Annotated in this window: 16 protein-coding genes and 1 tRNA gene; 4 read left to right on the top strand and 13 right to left on the bottom strand. The window is 35.8% G+C overall.

Annotation, left to right across the window (positions count from 1 at the left end; all coding sequences use genetic code 11):
• Window positions 1–85: 85 nt before the first annotated feature.
• The 10 genes from IC221_RS25940 to ccoS all read right to left on the bottom strand — a co-directional run bounded on the left by IC221_RS25940 (window position 86) and on the right by ccoS (window position 10,708).
• Entirely contained in the window at window positions 86–3,232 is a 3,147-nt protein-coding gene (locus IC221_RS25940) for a M4 family metallopeptidase (RefSeq protein WP_188171729.1), read from the bottom strand.
• A gap of 473 nt (window positions 3,233–3,705) precedes the next feature.
• Window positions 3,706–3,939, bottom strand: a complete 234-nt coding sequence (locus IC221_RS25935; protein ID WP_223241499.1) for a cysteine-rich CWC family protein — start codon at window positions 3,937–3,939, stop codon at window positions 3,706–3,708.
• Complete coding sequence (locus tag IC221_RS25930) at window positions 3,930–4,640, bottom strand: sulfite exporter TauE/SafE family protein (RefSeq protein WP_188171728.1); 711 nt, start codon at window positions 4,638–4,640, stop codon at window positions 3,930–3,932. The genes IC221_RS25935 and IC221_RS25930 overlap by 10 nt, the downstream gene beginning before the upstream one ends.
• Before the next feature lie 2 nt (window positions 4,641–4,642).
• On the bottom strand, window positions 4,643–5,083 hold the full coding sequence (locus IC221_RS25925) for a FixH family protein (protein ID WP_188171727.1): 441 nt from the start codon (window positions 5,081–5,083) through the stop codon (window positions 4,643–4,645).
• A 68-nt stretch (window positions 5,084–5,151) separates the two neighbouring features.
• The gene (locus IC221_RS25920; RefSeq protein WP_188171726.1) at window positions 5,152–6,765 is read right to left on the bottom strand and encodes a 4Fe-4S dicluster domain-containing protein; all 1,614 of its coding nucleotides are present in this window, start codon (window positions 6,763–6,765) and stop codon (window positions 5,152–5,154) included.
• Between the two features lie 246 nt (window positions 6,766–7,011).
• Entirely contained in the window at window positions 7,012–7,884 is an 873-nt protein-coding gene (locus IC221_RS25915; protein WP_188171725.1) for a cbb3-type cytochrome c oxidase N-terminal domain-containing protein, read from the bottom strand.
• Between the two features lie 36 nt (window positions 7,885–7,920).
• Window positions 7,921–8,163 carry a hypothetical protein gene (locus IC221_RS25910; RefSeq protein ID WP_188171724.1) on the bottom strand — a complete coding sequence of 81 codons (243 nt, stop codon included), beginning with the start codon at window positions 8,161–8,163 and terminating at the stop codon, window positions 7,921–7,923.
• The gene (locus IC221_RS25905; RefSeq protein WP_044206547.1) at window positions 8,150–8,347 is read right to left on the bottom strand and encodes a hypothetical protein; all 198 of its coding nucleotides are present in this window, start codon (window positions 8,345–8,347) and stop codon (window positions 8,150–8,152) included. The genes IC221_RS25910 and IC221_RS25905 overlap by 14 nt, the downstream gene beginning before the upstream one ends.
• 62 nt (window positions 8,348–8,409) lie before the next feature.
• The gene (gene ccoN, locus IC221_RS25900) at window positions 8,410–10,572 is read right to left on the bottom strand and encodes a cytochrome-c oxidase, cbb3-type subunit I (RefSeq protein ID WP_188171723.1); all 2,163 of its coding nucleotides are present in this window, start codon (window positions 10,570–10,572) and stop codon (window positions 8,410–8,412) included.
• A complete protein-coding gene (ccoS, locus tag IC221_RS25895; RefSeq protein ID WP_044206551.1) occupies window positions 10,526–10,708 on the bottom strand; it encodes a cbb3-type cytochrome oxidase assembly protein CcoS in 183 nt (60 codons plus the stop codon). Before ccoS ends, ccoN begins: the two co-directional genes overlap by 47 nt.
• Before the next feature lie 244 nt (window positions 10,709–10,952).
• Here ccoS and IC221_RS25890 point away from each other — a divergent pair, with 244 nt between their 5' ends.
• The gene (locus tag IC221_RS25890; protein WP_188171722.1) at window positions 10,953–12,044 is read left to right on the top strand and encodes an endonuclease/exonuclease/phosphatase family protein; all 1,092 of its coding nucleotides are present in this window, start codon (window positions 10,953–10,955) and stop codon (window positions 12,042–12,044) included.
• 71 nt (window positions 12,045–12,115) lie between these two features.
• Here the strand turns inward: IC221_RS25890 and IC221_RS25885 are convergent, their stop codons facing one another.
• Window positions 12,116–12,619: a hypothetical protein gene (locus IC221_RS25885; protein ID WP_188171721.1), complete on the bottom strand. Its 504-nt coding sequence runs from the start codon at window positions 12,617–12,619 to the stop codon at window positions 12,116–12,118.
• 428 nt (window positions 12,620–13,047) lie between these two features.
• Here IC221_RS25885 and IC221_RS25880 point away from each other — a divergent pair, with 428 nt between their 5' ends.
• From IC221_RS25880 to truA, 3 genes are all read left to right on the top strand, one after another.
• The gene (locus IC221_RS25880) at window positions 13,048–14,691 is read left to right on the top strand and encodes a Zn-dependent hydrolase (protein WP_188171720.1); all 1,644 of its coding nucleotides are present in this window, start codon (window positions 13,048–13,050) and stop codon (window positions 14,689–14,691) included.
• Window positions 14,692–14,859: 168 nt separating this feature from the next.
• Window positions 14,860–14,932 (top strand) — tRNA-Trp (locus tag IC221_RS25875).
• A gap of 81 nt (window positions 14,933–15,013) precedes the next feature.
• Window positions 15,014–15,775, top strand: coding sequence for a tRNA pseudouridine(38-40) synthase TruA (truA, locus tag IC221_RS25870; RefSeq protein WP_188171719.1), 762 nt, complete (start codon window positions 15,014–15,016; stop codon window positions 15,773–15,775).
• A 65-nt stretch (window positions 15,776–15,840) separates the two neighbouring features.
• Here the strand turns inward: truA and IC221_RS25865 are convergent, their stop codons facing one another.
• Window positions 15,841–16,335, bottom strand: a complete 495-nt coding sequence (locus tag IC221_RS25865) for a GNAT family N-acetyltransferase (protein WP_188171718.1) — start codon at window positions 16,333–16,335, stop codon at window positions 15,841–15,843.
• A 170-nt stretch (window positions 16,336–16,505) separates the two neighbouring features.
• A complete protein-coding gene (locus IC221_RS25860) occupies window positions 16,506–17,462 on the bottom strand; it encodes a metallophosphoesterase (protein ID WP_188171717.1) in 957 nt (318 codons plus the stop codon).
• Window positions 17,463–17,736 lie beyond the last annotated feature (274 nt).

Here is a 17,736-nt window from a genome sequence, read left to right as displayed (position 1 = left end):
GTGGTTCTATTTAGCGTTTTATGAAGGAAGTAATCGCAAAACAATAAATAGAATTAGTATGAAAATAATTTTGCCTTAGTACTTATTATTCTACAATGAACTTCTTCGTTTTGGACTCTAATGCATTGCTAACTTTTATCAAGTACATACCCTTTTGAAGAGTTTGCACTGGAATCACCACTTTCTCTGTATCGACTGATTGAGAAAGTACTTGTTGACCATTTATATTAAAAATGGATAAGGTACCATTTCCTGCAAAAACTCCTGTATTAATATTAATAATAGATTGGGCAGGGTTGGGATAAACATCAAATGATGAATGTGTCAATGCACTACCCAATGCTTCTACTCTAGTGTTGGATAGGGTTTGAGCAATGGTATTTATACTTGCACTGTTAGAAATATTGACGGTATAATCTTCGACTTCTCCATAAGTAAACGATTCACATGGAGTCGAAGCACTCCCATATTTCATGGCCACTCTCATTCGAGTAAGACCACTTTGTGCTGATGCAGGAATAGTCTGAGTAGAAGATAATAAGTTGGCACTGCTTGATGAGCCTTGAACAAATAGTTCTCCTGAATCCTCAAAGTCTCCATCTTGATTATAATCTATCCATATTGACCAATAGACCGTGTAATTAGTCCCGCTATACCCTGCACTGAAAGAAATAGTCTGATCTGTTCCTTTTACTAGTGTTCCTGCACTCAATGAAGTATAATCAGAATACCCACCATCTGCATTACTACTATTAGACAATGAGCCAAATCTCACATCATCAATCCAGAAATAAGAATCATCATTTCCATTTGACGAACAATAATTTGAAGGAATACCACCACCACTTGTTGTCGTAAATGAAATAGAAGACGAAAAAGCAGAACTTCCAGAAGTACAATTTGAAGCTACCTGTACTTCATAAGTTGTCGCAGTGGACAATCCACTGAATGATGCCGCATTTGTAGTAGCAGTGTAGGTGCTCCATGTACTTCCTTGCTCTCTTAATCGTACAGTGTAATCATTCGCAGACCCTACATTATTCCATGATAAATCTACAGTACTTGATGTAATAGTGTTTGTAGATAAATCAGTTGGAACTGCACAAATAGCACCTTGAGTACCGGATGTGATTTCAACGGCATAATCTTCAACTTCACCATAGTCAAAAGTTTCACAAACTGTTTGAGCACCATTGTACTTCATAGAAACTCTCATTCGTGTAGTAGTTGCATCAGTATTTGATGGAATTGTGATTGTCCCTGTTTTTGTCGTATTCGAAAGTGTTCCTCCATCAAAAACAAGCTCATTGGCATCATCAAAATCACCATCTGCATTTAAATCAATCCATATTTTCCAATATTCATTATAAGCTTGATTTGAAAAGCCTGGAGAAAGTGACACATTATAAGTATTGCCTGCTTCTAAGGTTACAGATTCGGTTGCTGAAAAATTATTATAACCTCCATTAGTTCCTGAAGTATTTACGAGGTCACCAACGGTTACATTGGCAATCCATTCATAAGAAGCATCACTACCTTTTGATGCACAATAAGCTGATGCCTCTCCATATTTTGCTCCAACACCCACAGCATGCCATGCATTTGTTGTTTGGATTTCTTCATTTGATCCTGCACCATAAAGATCTACGGCCGATTGGATTGAAAATGTACGAGCATCTGCAAAAGTAGAAGTAGAAGAAAGGTAAACGGCTTCTGTTCTGTAAGCAATTCTACCTGCTTTGTCAATGCCAATACCTGCTACTGAATAAGCAGTTCCAAGGTCATTGGTTCCGGTTTTTCCTTCTGTCAATAAATAGAACCAATAATTTAAAACGCCACTATTAATATGCACTCCACAATAATCATTATTTCGTGTTGGCGTTCCACAATTTGGATTATACCAATTGGTACCCCCATAAGTATCTGGCTGATTTTCCGATTTTGGATTACTCATTGAACGTAATGCTTGACTTGTCGATCTTCTTTCGATATCCTCACCGATCAACCAAATATCTTTTTCAGGAGCAGCGTAAGACTCAACACATGCAGCCCAAATATCTGAGAAACCTTCATTGAGTGCTCCTGACTCTCTTTGGTAAACCAAGTTGGCTGTTTTTTCACAAATTGCATGTCCTATTTCATGTGCAGCAACATCCAATGATGTCAATGCATCAAAGTAAGTATCGCTTCCATCTCCATAAGTCATCACTGAGCCATTCCAAAATGCATTATCATAAGCGTTATCAAAATGTACATAACTTTTGATTGCTGCTCCATTACCATCCCAACTGTCTCGGTTATGGGTAGACATGAAATAATCATACGTCATCTGTGCTCCCCAATGTGCATCTAATGCCGCATTGTCTTTCTGAGAATTATTCCATTCTGCCGAAGTCCAATTATTGTCATTATCAACAAAATCAACAGCTTGATTATAGTTTGTTCCGGTATTCATATCATACGTTTCAATACCGTTTCCTCTCGAATAATCTCTTAATCGATAAGAGCCATTATAAGCATCAGTATTAGACGTTTTCGTTCCTGAATAACGAGTAACGAGAGATCCTTCAGCCGTTGCATGTTTGATAATTGGATTAACGTGCACAATGTCACCCGTATGTGCATCTACATACACATAGGACCTGCTTAAAGGTTGTTCTGCGTAAATATCAAACTTATAGGCTAAAACAGGTTGAAAACGAAATGCCTTATCAGCGGCCTCATAATTGGGTACAATTACAAGTTCGCCTTTAGGGTAGAAAGTATTCTTTTCTCCTTCTGACATTTGCAATGCAATTTCTGCTTCGTCTGCTCTTTGCCACATGTACTTCGTTGCACCAATCATACCGACAGCTACCTCTAAAGCTTCTTCTTCAGACAAAGAGGCCTTAATTGATTGCAGCTTAATTGGCTTCACATGGTGCACAATTGACAAAGGGTTTTCTCCTTTGAAATTAAGAGTATAACCACCATACTCTACTTTTATACCTTCAAAAAACTCTTGAAATCTTCGATGACTAATTCCTAGCTCATCAACTCTAGTTTCAATTGGTTTAAAACTACTTGGTACTCCCAAGTTTAATCTTTCTCTAAGTACACTTTCAGCTTGTTGTAGAGTAATTTTCTGTTTTCGCTCGTTGCTGGTTTGATCGAGACGTATTAACTCTTGAGCTTTTAAGTTAGTGATGCTGAAAATCCCAAATAGAATTACAGCGAGTAAAACTTTTTTCATCGTTTTAGTTAAAGTTATTGAATTGGATTTAATAATGCCTGTTAGCAAAGGCAATGTTTAAATAGTTAGTAAATTAGAATATGATAATACTTTAATAGCCGTGCACAAATATATCGAAGTAGTTTTTTAAATCACAAATTACAACTCCTGCCTAAAACCTAATAATCAAACCAAATCTACTTAAAATACAATTCATATATTTGGTGAAACATCCTTCACTTAAAATTTTATCTGTTGTAACAAAGATGTTGATTAAAGAATAGAATCCATTGTTTAGAATGAAATAAACCTGATTAATATAACAATCTACACTCTTGTTTTCATTTCGAGAAAACTAGAGAATATACAATCTATTTTTTTTTGATATTTTTTTATTGAATTACAGTTTCGTGTTGTCAATTGATTTTTTGACATAAAAAAATGCCACGAAATAAGATCCCGTAGCATTCTAAATATTCAAATTTTCGATTAATTCATGATTTCTGAATTTGCTCCTTTCTATATTTGATTTGCAAATCCAACATACATGCCGCACACAAACATTCGTCGTACTCTTCTCTCATTTTCTGTGTTTCTTCATACGTCAACTTCACTTCATAACATTGACATTGAGTAATGTTCCCTACTTTGCACTCGAATGTTTTACCACATCGTTGACATGTTTTGATTTCGTGTTCTGGCATTTTTTCCTCTCTTTTTAATGACATTTCATTTCCACTTGATCAGCAGGTTTTTCATCTATTCCTTCTGATGATTGATGTATATTATAGGCTCTCCATAAAAGTAATGTACCCATTGCTAAAAATAATATTGGGTAGATTTTTCTTACATTATTTCGAACTTTTGTTTCAATAAATTGACCTGCAACAGCCACCGCAAACATCATTGGAATAGTCCCTAATCCAAAGGCAAACATATAGCCCATACCTTCTGAAACACTGCCTGTTGATAGTGCCGTAAACATGGCCATATATACTAATCCGCAAGGAAGAAAGCCATTCAGTACACCAATGCTGAAGAAGGTATGCCACTTTGCCTGACGCATGAATTTCCCTAGCTGCTTTCGTACAAACTGAAACCATTCTCCTAAGAACGGCACCAATTTTAATAACTTATCAGGATTGACTGAAAAGATGCCAAAGGCAATCATCATTACCGCCAAGAAGAGCGTCAAATAGACTTGGTAACCAATCAGCCATGATAAACCTTGACCTAATAGCCCTGCAAATGCTCCTAACATTCCATAGGTAAACGCTCTTCCAAGATTATAGAGCAAACGATCTACTACAAGTCTAGGCCCTGTAGTTTTTCCTCCTTGAATTGCTAAAGCAATGGGGCCACACATCCCCAAACAATGGAAACTTCCTGCAAAACCTAAACCCAATGCTGTTAGATATAATTCTGTCATTATTATAGTACCAATGCTTTTTCAAATAAATAATCTACCCCACTGTCTGAAAAGTTAACCTGAATGATCCATCTTCCTTTCACTATTCTTGAAGCATCTATATTTTGTTCATTGTCAGCATTCACGTCTAATTTCACATTAAAATCTAAACGAGAATCTGAGGGTCTGAAAAATCGGATACTCCCTTCCGCACTTTTTAATTCAGGAGGAAGAATAATATCTACAGTTCCTTTTTCTTTATTTAAGGCTAGTACAGGTGCTATTGATAATTTTTTGGTATTCTCCTTCTTCTTAACTGTTTGTTCAAAACGTTGCTCTTCCGCATAGTAATCTTTTGAGACCATATTTACAGGTACTGTAAACATCTTAATTACTAAACCAATCATAGTGACTCCAAAAACACTGAATACTATCACTATTCCCCAACCCCAATTTAATTTCATGTTTGTTCTATCTAAAGTTTGTTATAAACAAGTATTCTAGAGACTCAAAATGAACCTCTAGAACCCTTTTATTTTTTTATTGGACCAAGGAAATTAGTCGTTAATTCATCTAATTCCTCTTCTCCATTCATAATCTTGATGGTAATTTTATTCTTCATTCCATCCAGATTTTCAGGAGCAATATCAATAAAGAATGCACCATCTAAATGTGCTCCTTCTTTTAATTGCATATCACCTCCAGCAATTGTAATTTTTCCTTCTGGATCTACCAAGAGTACATCCAAATCGTCAAAACTATTATTGCTTTTATTTACTAATTGTATGGTGTATAAATTTCTGATGTCACCATTTTCTGCTTTCTGATAAAGCATACCTGGTGCTCTTAGTACTGTTACTTCTACTTCTCCACGTTTGACTAATGCTAATGAAATCGCACCTACCAAGATCAGCAATACGGCTGTATACGCCTTGATTCTAGCAGTAAATTTGAATGGTTTCCCTTTTTCAATGTCATTGGCTGACGCAAATCGGATCAGACCTCTTGGTTTATCAATTTTGTCCATCACCTCATCACAAGCATCAATACATGCCGTACAGTTAACGCATTCTAACTGCGTACCATTTCGAATATCAATACCTGTTGGACAAACATGAACGCACAACTTACAATCAATACAATCACCTAATGGTTGATCTGTTGATACAGTAGGATTCACATCTTCCAATGTCATCTTTCTCACTGTTTCTTTTTCTTCAGAAACTGGAGCTTTTACTTCTTCTACATCAGGCTTCTTGATTTCAGGAAGAGGACTTGGATTTACTTTAGGCTTCTTGGCTCTACCAACAATCGGTTTTACAGCAGCAGATGAACTACCGCATCCACCACAACCACTTGATGCCTTTTTCTTTTTCAATTTACCTCTTGGTTCACCCCTTACGTGATCATAAGAAATTACAATGGAATCTTTGTCCAAAAATACTCCTTGTAAACGACCATAAGGACAAACCTGCGTACACGCTTGCTCTCTGAAACGTGCAAAAACAAAATAGAATATACCTGCAAAAGCAATATGAGCCAAGAATACAGGCCAGTTTTCAGCGGGTTTACTTGTGATCATATTGACCAATGCATCACCTCCAACGATGTATCCTAACACCATGTTGGCTATTGCTAATGAGAAAATCACAAAGATTGTGTGCTTTGTTCCCTTCTTGAGAATTTTCTCTTGTGTCCAAGGTGCTTGATCTAGTTTTCTTTTCTGATTTGCATCTCCTTCTATCCAATATTCTATTCTGCGGAATACCATTTCCATAAATACGGTTTGTGGACAAGTCCAACCACACCATACTCTACCATAGACTACGGTAAAAAGTACGATAAAAATGATCAGGGCGATCATAATCAATACAAATACAAAAAAGTCTTGTGGAACGAATAAACGTCCAAAAATGACAAATTGCCTTTCTAATATGTTCATCATAAAGAAAGGTTGTCCATTAATTTTGATGAATGGGCCAACAAAGAAGAAAGCTATTAGTATGTAGGCTACCCATTTTCTTGCATTATAATATCTACCGCTTGGCTTTTTGGGGTAAAGCCAAACTCTTTTACCTTCGGCATCTACAGTAGATATACTATCACGAAATGACTCTGGTGATTGGGAATGTAGATCTTTTCTCATGACTATAGGTCGTTTTTGTAATCTGTTCAGTTGTGGATAATTCCGAACAAACTTTTATTCCTCTGCTTATTCCAAATTTAATCAAATTGGAACTTACTTTGAGTATGCTGCTAACACATATTTACATATTAAAATAGGCGTCTTCTTGCACAATCTCAAGTACTTATATATGATGATATGTTAATATATAGAAACTATAAAAAGGGTAACCTCTTCAGGCTACCCTTTTTTATTTCTAAGCAATTTTTACATTGCTACTTTTTCTCCTTGAGGTGCTTTACCGTTTGGAGGGTTAGTACCTTGTAAGCTTAAAATGTAGCTTGATACTTCTTGAATTTGTAATGGTGTTAACTTCGCTTCCCAAGCCAACATACCTTTTGCAGGTACACCATACTTGATCGTCTTGAAGATGCTTTTTACGTCACCTCCGTGTAACCAGTACTCATCCGTAAGGTTTGGTCCAACACCACCTTCACCAGCACCACCGTGACACGCTTTACAGTTGGCATCAAATGCTTTTTTACCTGAAGCCAAAGCAGAAGCTTCTACTGCCACCTCTACATTTGTTTCATCGATAGCGTTAGCCATTGTCGCTAAATACTCTTTCTTTGCAATTTCAGCTTGCTCCACATCATAATGATATTCAGCGATTGACACAGGCTCACCATCTGCTTCAGCCCACCAGTGATATACACCAAGGTAACCGAAAGCTATAACGATACAAGCATAGAACAAGGCTTTCCACCAAGGTGGAAGGTCGTTGTCTAATTCTTGAATACCATCATAATTGTGATCCATGATGATATCTTTCTCCAAAGCGATTGGTTTAGCAGCATTAATTCTTGCTAAAAAACCTTTCCACCCTGTTTCACCTTCCATTTCGAAGGCTACATCTTCTGCTGTTTTAGGTGCTTTTTTCAAGCTTTCTTTCACAATGAAAAGAAGACCTAAAGCTATAATAAGAATAGCAAAGAAGAGTAATACTAATACTGATCCTAGAACATAGATAAGTAAATCAAAATTATCTAGCCCATAGATCAACTGATCTGATGCCCAGGCAGCGTTACCCGTAAGGGTAAGTGCTAAAAGCGATAATATTTTTTTATTTGCAGATTTCATGACCTGTTCAGTTTGAGAGTCAATAGTTGGTTTTACCTATTGAATCGAATGTTTTTTTGTAACAACTACAGTATAAAAGACCAATGCCAATACTAGGAAGATTAAGAAAAAAACAATAATCGCAAACCCTAACAATGTTACTGCCCATTCACTTGCATTCATCATATTTAATGATTCCTGCATTGATGACGCTGCAAAAGTTGATGAAGCGTTTAATAAGATTGCACTGATTGTCAATACAAATGACAATAATGGCTTTGAAAGTTTACTTAAATTCATTTGTGCTGTCATTTTCTTTCTCTTCGTCTAAATCTAAAGGCAGGTTTGATATTTCAGATACCGTATCATTTTTCATCTTAAAAGCGTAGAGACTCCATGCTAAAAAGAAAGTGAAAAAGATAAGGAACCCTATTACTGGAAAAATATCAATTCCCTCTATAGATCTAAGTACATCTTTATACATAACTTTATGTTATTCAGAATGTTTACTCCTGATTAAAAGTATCAGGAGTAAACAAGTCTAATCTATTTTAATGGAAGGTTACTTGCTTGACCTGCATCGATACCTAAACGCTGTAAGTAAGCGATCAAGGCAACAATTTCCTTACGAGGTGCAGTATCTGAACCGTCATTGATTAAGCTTTCAGTAATTTCTTCTGCTTGCTTATCCAAATCAGCAACTGCTTTTTCCTCATAACCTTCTTCATATGGTACTCCCAAGTTTCTCATCAATGCGATTTGAGCAGGAACATCATCAACAGAAATGTCGTCTTCCAATAACCATGGGTAAGATGGCATAATTGAACCTGGTGACATAGATCCTGGATCTAACATATGGTTGTAGTGCCATGAATCTGGGTACTTCCCTCCTAATCTTGCTAAATCTGGACCTGTACGTTTAGAACCCCATTGGAATGGATGGTCATAAACAAACTCACCTGATTTAGAGTAATCTCCATATCTTTCTGTTTCAGAACGGAAAGGTCGGATCATTTGAGAGTGACATAAATAACATCCTTCTCTGATGTAGATATCACGTCCCTTTAACTCAAGAGGAGTATATGGTTTCACCGTCGCAATTGTCGGTGTATTTTCTTCCACGAAATAAGTTGGTAAGAATTCAACAATACCACCAATTGAAATCGCTACGAAAGAGAAAATAGTCATTTGGATAGGACGAGCCTCGATCCATTCGTGCCATCTCTTCACTTTGTGCGATCCTTGTAATGCTGGAGCACTTGCTTCTTCTTCTCTTTGTAAGTTACCTGAAGTAGCTGTCATGTAGTAGTTATAAACACCTACTAATGCACCTACAACATATAATAAACCACCCACTGCTCTCAACATGTACATTGGTACAATTTGAGTAACTGTTTCTAAGAAGTTAGGATACTTCAAGAAACCTTCTGGAGTGAATTCTTTCCACATTAATGACTGTGTCAAACCTGCCCAGTACATTGGTACTACATAGAATACAATACCTAATGTTCCTAACCAGAAGTGAACGTTTGCCAACTTCAATGAGTGAAGTTTTGTACGGTACATCTTAGGGAACAACCAGTATAACATACCGAATGTTAAGAAACCGTTCCATCCTAATGCACCTACGTGAACGTGGGCAATTGTCCAGTCAGTATAGTGTGTTATAGCATTTACATTTTTGAAAGATAACATTGGTCCTTCAAAAGTGGCCATACCGTAAGCAGTTAGTGCCACTACCATAAACTTCAATACAGGTTCTGTACGAACTTTATCCCAAACACCACGAAGTGTCAATAAACCGTTCAACATACCACCCCATGATGGAGCAATCAACATTACTGAGAATACAGTACCTAACGACTGAGCCCAGTCAGGAAGTGCAGTGTATAATAAGTGGTGAGGTCCAGCCCAGATATAGATAAAGATCAGTGACCAGAAGTGAATGATGGATAATCTGTATGAGTATACAGGTCTGTTGGCTGCCTTAGGTACGAAGTAGTACATTAAACCTAAATAAGGAGTAGTAAGGAAGAATGCCACGGCATTGTGACCATACCACCATTGTACTAATGCATCTTGTACCCCTGCAAAAACAGAGTAAGAATTGAATAATGATAACGGTAATGATAAACTGTTTACAATGTGTAAAACTGCTACCGTTACGAAAGTTGCTAAATAGAACCAGATGGCTACATATAAGTGTCTTTCACGTCTTTTGACCAATGTCATGATCATGTTAAGACCAAAAACTACCCAAATTAATGCAATGGCAATATCAATTGGCCATTCTAATTCAGCATATTCCTTACCTTGTGTAAAGCCTAATGGTAATGTGATTAATGCGGATAAAATAATTAACTGCCATCCCCAGAAATGAATCTTTCCGAGTAAGTCACTGTACATTCTAGCTTTTACCAAACGAGGTAATGAATAATAAATACCGGCGAACATACCATTACCTACAAATGCAAAAATCACTGCATTGGTGTGTAGTGGTCTTAATCTACCGAAAGTCAACCATGACGTATCAAAGTTGAAAATAGGGTTTGCTAATTGCAAAGCCACGACTAGTCCAACGACCATCCCGGCTATTCCCCAAAACATTGTGGCGATTGCAAAATTCTTCACAATCACATTGTCGTACGAAAAATGCTCTAAGTTAGCGCTCGTCGTCTCCTGCTTGTGTTGCTGTTCGTTGTCGATCATCTTCTTCGAATAATATTCGGATGCTTGGAGTGTAAGTATCCTCATACTGATTAGATTTCACAGACCAAATGAAGATACCCAGAAAAATCAAGGCCACAATCAAACTGATTCCAATCAATACGATAATTGCACTCATAAGATATTTAAATAAAAAGAGTCCTATACTAATATGATACAAATATACTCGACCTATTAAATCCTATTACATGACATTCATCAACCATAATTATTGACTTTCGTCAACATTTATTTCTTTGTAAAATCATTGATGAATAAAGATTCAACAGAACAAACATGACTTATGTCATATATTCATATAACTTGCAGTATGTTTACAAATTAATTTTTTTTAAGAAAAAAAAAGGTGACAAAAACTAGGTATGCAGATTTTTTTGAAACAAAATAAATTTAGAATTTTTGGAGTATTATGTGTTGTTTTTTCACAGCTCGGAACGCTTCCTGAATCCGTACTCCCTACGGCAATTCTATGGGCCTTAATCACTCCTGCTTGGGGATTGTGTTTTATTCCTTTATCTATACAGGAGATTATTTATAAAAGAAAATACTATCTACATTTCTTTACTTTCTATATTCTCTTTTTCTTAATACTCGCCATCAAAACATTTCAATTCAGCATCCCTAATGAAGAAAAAGGCGACTTCTCCATTATGAGTTACAATGTTTCTGTCTTTAATGTATACAGTTACCTCAATCACGATTACAAAGAAGCGGAGGAAATGATCGAATGGCTCAAGGCAACAAATAATGATATCTATTGCTTCCAAGAATACTATCATCATGATTCCTCTAAAAAGAAGAAGAATAAAAAACGTCCCAATATTTTCAATACAAATGAAAGTTTAGGTACAGGAAGAGGTTATAATGTATACGCCCCTGCTTTTCTAACGGATCGTGCAAACGCCACTTTCGGATTAGCGACTATTTCAAAGTTTCCAATCATCCAAAAACAGAAAATTGACTTCCAAAACATCGGGGGGTCCGTTACTAATGGAATATTAATTACAGATATAAAACTCAATAGTAATGATACCATTAAAGTGATCAATTGCCACCTTCAATCTATCATTCTAGATAATGGAGAAAACAAGTACAAAAACAGATGGGACAGATGGTCAAGCACCGTAATGAAGATATATAAAGGTGCACTACTCCGTCAGCAACAAATTGACATCCTCCTCAGTATCATTGAAAAAAGTACTTACCCTATTGTATTATGTGGAGACTTTAATGAACCTCCTTACAGTTATGGATATTTTTCATTCCAACATCTTCTCAAAAATAGTTTTGAAAATAAAGGAGATGGTTTTGGGTTTACATTAAGGGATTTACCCTTTAGGATTGATCAAATATTTTATTCTCAACAACTTCAATTAAACTCCTTCAAAACAGAAACTTCCATAAAAGCATCGGACCACTATCCAATAGTATCACATTTATCAATTGAGCATTAAAAAGGTTAGTGGAAATCTATTACATTCCACTAACCTTTATCAACTATACCTTTTATAAGAGAATAACTTCTTTACTTTATAACTTGGAAATACCTCTGTGGTAAGTTTTTAGACATATCCCAAACCACTACATTATTATAAGTAATCTTTACCAACTTTCGGACATTATCATTTTCATTTTGTAATTCTTCCTCTAGCTTAATCATGTCTGATTCATTTTCAGACCATTCAATTATACCCTCTGTGATCAAATCATCATTATTTCCAAAATAAAGTCGAATCCTATTAATGCCCTCATATTTATAAATATAATAACCCACAGGAGATGTTCCGTCAGTATATTCAACTAACGAACGATTCCCATTTTTCAGACGGTAAAGTTTAATCTTGTTGGTATTGTAAGTACCTTCTTCAGACGCATCCAAAAGGTCTTTTCCTTGTCTATTCAGAATAGAAAACTCATAAGAAGTCTCATCATTTTGAGGACAACACATTTCCGTATCGTGTTCTGTACACCCCATCACGAACATTATAAGGAGTGGTAAAACCTTGTAAGCTTTAAGTAATTCTTGCATAATAAATCAGTTAAATTCCAAAATCACTGGAGTAATATTTAACCCCGAACAATAGTTGTAAAAAGTCTAGTTTTTCCTGTAGAATTGAATGAAAGAGCATCAAGGTATTGCCTTAACACTTGATGTGGTCACAAATACATCAAAAGTCAAGTATCTTCAATAAGATGGCACTCATCAAAATTTGACTCAATGATAATTTAACATTTAGGATAAATCAAGGATAATATTAAAAAGTAGCACAATATCTTACCAATTCGAGTTGATACACTAAAGAAAAAATGCCATTAGAATTTAATAAATAGCTCGTAGAGAAGAATCACCAAAATATTTGATTTTCATAGTTTATATTTACACGATTCATACTTTTTATCGTTGCTAAATTAGTTTAGTTTGATACAAAGGTTATAGTACAATTTACAATTTGAAGAATGAAAAAATCTTTACTAGTAGGTATTTCTTTATGTACTTCCATGCTGATTGGATGTGCTGAACAACCTCATAAACAAGAAGTTCAACAAGCTGTTGCCGCTCCAAAGGTAAACCACCTTGTCGATTATACTGATTTCACACTTACTTCAGACTTAAGTCATATGAGCGGAAATCAGAAATTGATGATCAAAAAAATGATTGAAGTGGCTGAAATCATGGATAACTTATTCTGGAAACAAGCTTACGGTAATAAAGATGCTTTTATAGAAAGTTTGTCAACAGATGAATTAAAAAGATATGCAGCGATCAATTATGGCCCTTGGGACCGATTACAAGATAATAAGCCATTTATTGATAATACCCCAGAAAAACCTTTAGGTGCGAACTTTTATCCTCAAGACATGACAAAAGAGGAATTCAATAACCTAAAGGACGATGCTAAGACTAGTTTATATACTGTCATTCGTAGAGACCCTAGAGGAGAATTAAAGGTAATCCCCTATTCTAAGGAGTTTGAAGCGGAGTTAGACAGAGCCTCGTCATTGTTATTAGAATGTGCTCAATTGGCTAAGGATCCAGGACTGAAAAAGTATTTAGAGTTAAGAGCAAAAGCATTTGTTTCAAACGATTACTTTACCTCTGACCTAGCATGGATGGACATGAAATCGAACCCTATTGACTTTGTGGTTGGACCGATTGAAAACTATGAAGACATGTTATTTGGTTACAAAGCTTCTTTTGAAGCCTATGTATTAATCAAAGACATGAAATGGTCTAAAAAATTAGAAAAGTATGCTTCTTTCTTACCTGAACTTCAAAAAGGACTTCCTGTAGATAAGAAATACAAGGACGAAATGCCTGGTACAGATTCGCAACTGAATGCATACGATGTGGTATATTATGCTGGTGACTGTAACGCGGCAGGCAAAACAATTGCCATCAACTTACCAAATGACGAAAGAGTTCAAGATCAAAAAGGCTCTAGACGTTTGCAGCTGAAAAACGCTATGCGTGCAAAATTCGACAAGATTTTAGTTCCAATTTCAGAAGTATTGATCGATCCTTCTCAACGTAAACATATCACATTTGATGCTTTCTTTGCCAATACAATGTTCCATGAAGTAGCACACGGTTTGGGTATCAAAGAAACGATCAATGGAAAAGGTACTGTTAGAAAAGCTTTGAAAGAACACGCATCTGCTCTAGAAGAAGGTAAAGCAGATATTTTGGGTCTTTACATGGTATCACAATTACATAAAAAAGGGGAGATAGACGGCGACATAAAAGATTACTATACTACTTTCTTAGCGGGTATCTTCAGGTCAGTTCGTTTTGGTGCTGCATCAGCACATGGTGTTGCAAATATGGTACGTTTCAACTTTTTCAAAGAGTATGGTGCTTTTGAACAAGATGCTTCTGGATTCTATAAGGTGAATTACACTAAAATGGAAGAAGCAATGAATGCACTTTCTGCCAAAATATTAGAACTCCAAGGTAATGGTGATTACAAAGGAGTTACTGATTTAGTCAAAACTTATGGTAAGATTTCTCTTGAACTTCAAAAGGACTTAGATAAGATTGACGATGCCAATATCCCTACTGATGTTGTATTTAATCAAGGTGTTGAAGTACTAGGCCTGTAGGCTAAAATCAATAGATTATTCCAAAAACAGGTGTTAATTGGCTTTAACACCTGTTTTTTTCTCCCTCAAAATGAATTGTTTAAAATTTTATCTCGAAAATTATTTTATATAGATTTGTATAGAAATAATTTAACCGTTAATATTGCAACGTCTTAAAGAGAAAGACACACGGGCATAGCTCAGCTGGTAGAGTTACGGTCTCCAAAACCGCAGGTCGTGGGTTCGAATCCTACTGCCCGTGCTAAACCGCAAGTTCTGAATGGAATTTGCGGTTTTTTTTGTTTATAATGCATCAACATCAAAAGAGATAAATCCCTCCACTATGAGATACTTTGCAGAAATAGCTTATTTAGGTACTAATTATCATGGTTGGCAAGCACAACCCAATGCAGAGACCGCTCAAGGTCATCTTGATTATGTATTAAGTAAACTATTAGGTCAAGAAATCAATACGATTGGAAGTGGAAGAACGGACACTGGTGTACACTGCTCCCAACAGTATGCACAGTTTGACTTTGATGGTGATTTAAGTGGAAAAAATTTCCTACACAGAGTCAATTCATTTCTTTCTCATGATATTGCTGTAAATAGTTTGTGGCAAGTAGATGAAGAAGCTCATGCCCGTTTTGATGCCACCAAAAGAAGTTACCGCTATGATATTGTCTTAGGAAAGTCTCCTTTCAAGAAAGGATTAGTTTGGCAATACTTTAGGCACCCTGACTTTGATAAGCTTCAAGAAGCGGCTAAGGTTTTATTGGAATTTGAAGATTTCACCGCCTTTTCTAAAAAACACGCAGATGTACATACACACATTTGTGACATTATGCAGTCGTACTGGGTGAAAGATGGAAACACACTGTCATTTCACATTCAAGCCAATCGTTTTCTTAGAGGCATGATCCGAATAATTGTGGGCAATATGATGGAAGTAGGCATGGGAAGAATGAGCCTTGATTACATGAGGGAAACGCTCGCTACTAAAAGTAGAGAAAGAGCCGCAAAATTTCTTGCACCTGCTCAAGGACTATTTCTTTCTGAAGTGCTTTATCCTGAAGAGACTTTCATCAAACAAATTGTGGATTAAGAATAAAGCAAATGTTCATAGGAGGGAGTACTATAGAATACTCCCATTAGAAAATATATTCTTCTTTACTTGTTCACTGAGCGATAGGATTCATCTCCTCTTTTTTCCAAAATGATAGATTTAGGAGCAAAACCAAGCTTATTGTAAAATGCAATGACTTGTTCATTTTCTACCCCAACAGCAATCTTCTGAATGGCCACACCTTTATAATTTAGCCAATCCATCGCTTCCTTCATCATTTCGGTTCCAATATCTTCTTTGCGGTATTCTTTCAACACATAAAGTGATTCGATTTCCCCTACAGTTTTATCACACTCATGTACGGATACTATAAGGTATCCCACCAATTTATTATCTGCTTTTGCAGTAATAACCAACATATCATTGGCTTTTTCCAACAGCTTTGTTCTTCTTCTGACCCAATCCCTATCAGTAGGCTGTATATGAACCTCGTACCTTAGAAAGTGATGTAGAGAAAATAGTTTTTTCCATAGTTCGGCGACCTCATCAATAGATGTTACGTCATTATTGGTAATGGTATATTGGCTAGTTAATTTCATTTCAATCGGATTTTGGTGTGCTGTTCAGCTTCGTTTTTTATAATTAGCAATTTCAAAAGAAAAAACAAAGCCTCTTACACCAAAAATAATAAATGTAAAAGGCTTATTTAATGCTCTAAGTAACCGAAAGTAAATAACTTTAAGCATGCTTTGCTTATTAGAAGAAGAAGCTAAAACTTCAAATACCGGTCAGAAACAGAAGGAGAAATCTCATAATCAAAATTCACTCCTAAATCCTTCGGTCCTGGAGCTATAAAATCCCCTTCTACTCCCATTATATCAATAAAACCTTGCTCATTGATCTCCACAATAGCATATACTGGTATTTTATAAGGCACTGTATTCTTCAGTGCTGGACGATAGTCATTCACTTCGTCTGAAAACCTTTCCTTACACTGAAACTCTTTTCCTACCCACTCATAAGACATACTATTGATTCTTACGTAATGAATACCGTTTATTTCGTGATAATCATCGTGGTGATCATGCCCGCTGAAACAAGCAATGACCTTCTTCTTCTCTTGATTGACTTCTTCAAAAATACACCTTACTGCATCTCTATTTTTCACACCTGATTCTCCATCTAGATTCTGATGAGAGAATACTATCACTTTTTTATTTGTTTGAGCAAGATCCTCTTTCAACCAGTCCAACTGATTTTGTGGTAAAGTTGCTCTAGTGAGCTTGTGTGCAAAATAATTTCCTTTTTCATAGTCTACACATGATGAATCTTCTACAAAGAAATTGGGATCCAATACTATAAAATGAAACGCTTCTTGATCAAAAGAATAGAAGCGTTTCTTCATATCAATATATTTCATCACTTCTTCTTTGGACGACACATCCATATCATGATTACCCAACACATGGTATTTTTGACCAGTGAAAGAATTCCATACTTTCAAAAAATCTTGATTCTGCTCTTTGGGATAACAAAAATCTCCCAATTGAATGATGAAGTCTACTTTTTCTTTCTGAGCTTGCTTTACAAAGGTTTGGAGGCGTTGAGGAGCATCGTGAATAATGTCTTGATGAACATCTGTACAAACGGCAAATTTTACACTTTTCTTTTCCGAACAAGAAAGACACAATACCCCCAACAGGAGTAAAAGATGTAGTTTTTTCATGATTGATACTTTTAGGTGAAATGACTATTGAATTTAACCTAACTTCAATCGATTTTATGCCTATTTCTTATCTTATAATAAAGCTTGATTATCTATTAATTTGCAAGCGTAGTTTATAATGACTCATGCAGTTTGGAAAACCACACCCCTATCGTAAATGTAATACAAAATTCATCGCATTGTAAACTAAATTATCTTCAACTTTCAATCAGCCTTTCTGCCAGCATTTATAGGATCAACTTTCAAACTTCCTTCTTCTTCATTTTTGTCTTAA

This window comes from Flammeovirga sp. EKP202 (genome assembly GCF_014534745.1).
GTDB lineage: Bacteria > Bacteroidota > Bacteroidia > Cytophagales > Flammeovirgaceae > Flammeovirga.
This window is presented reverse-complemented; position numbering and strand designations above follow the sequence as displayed.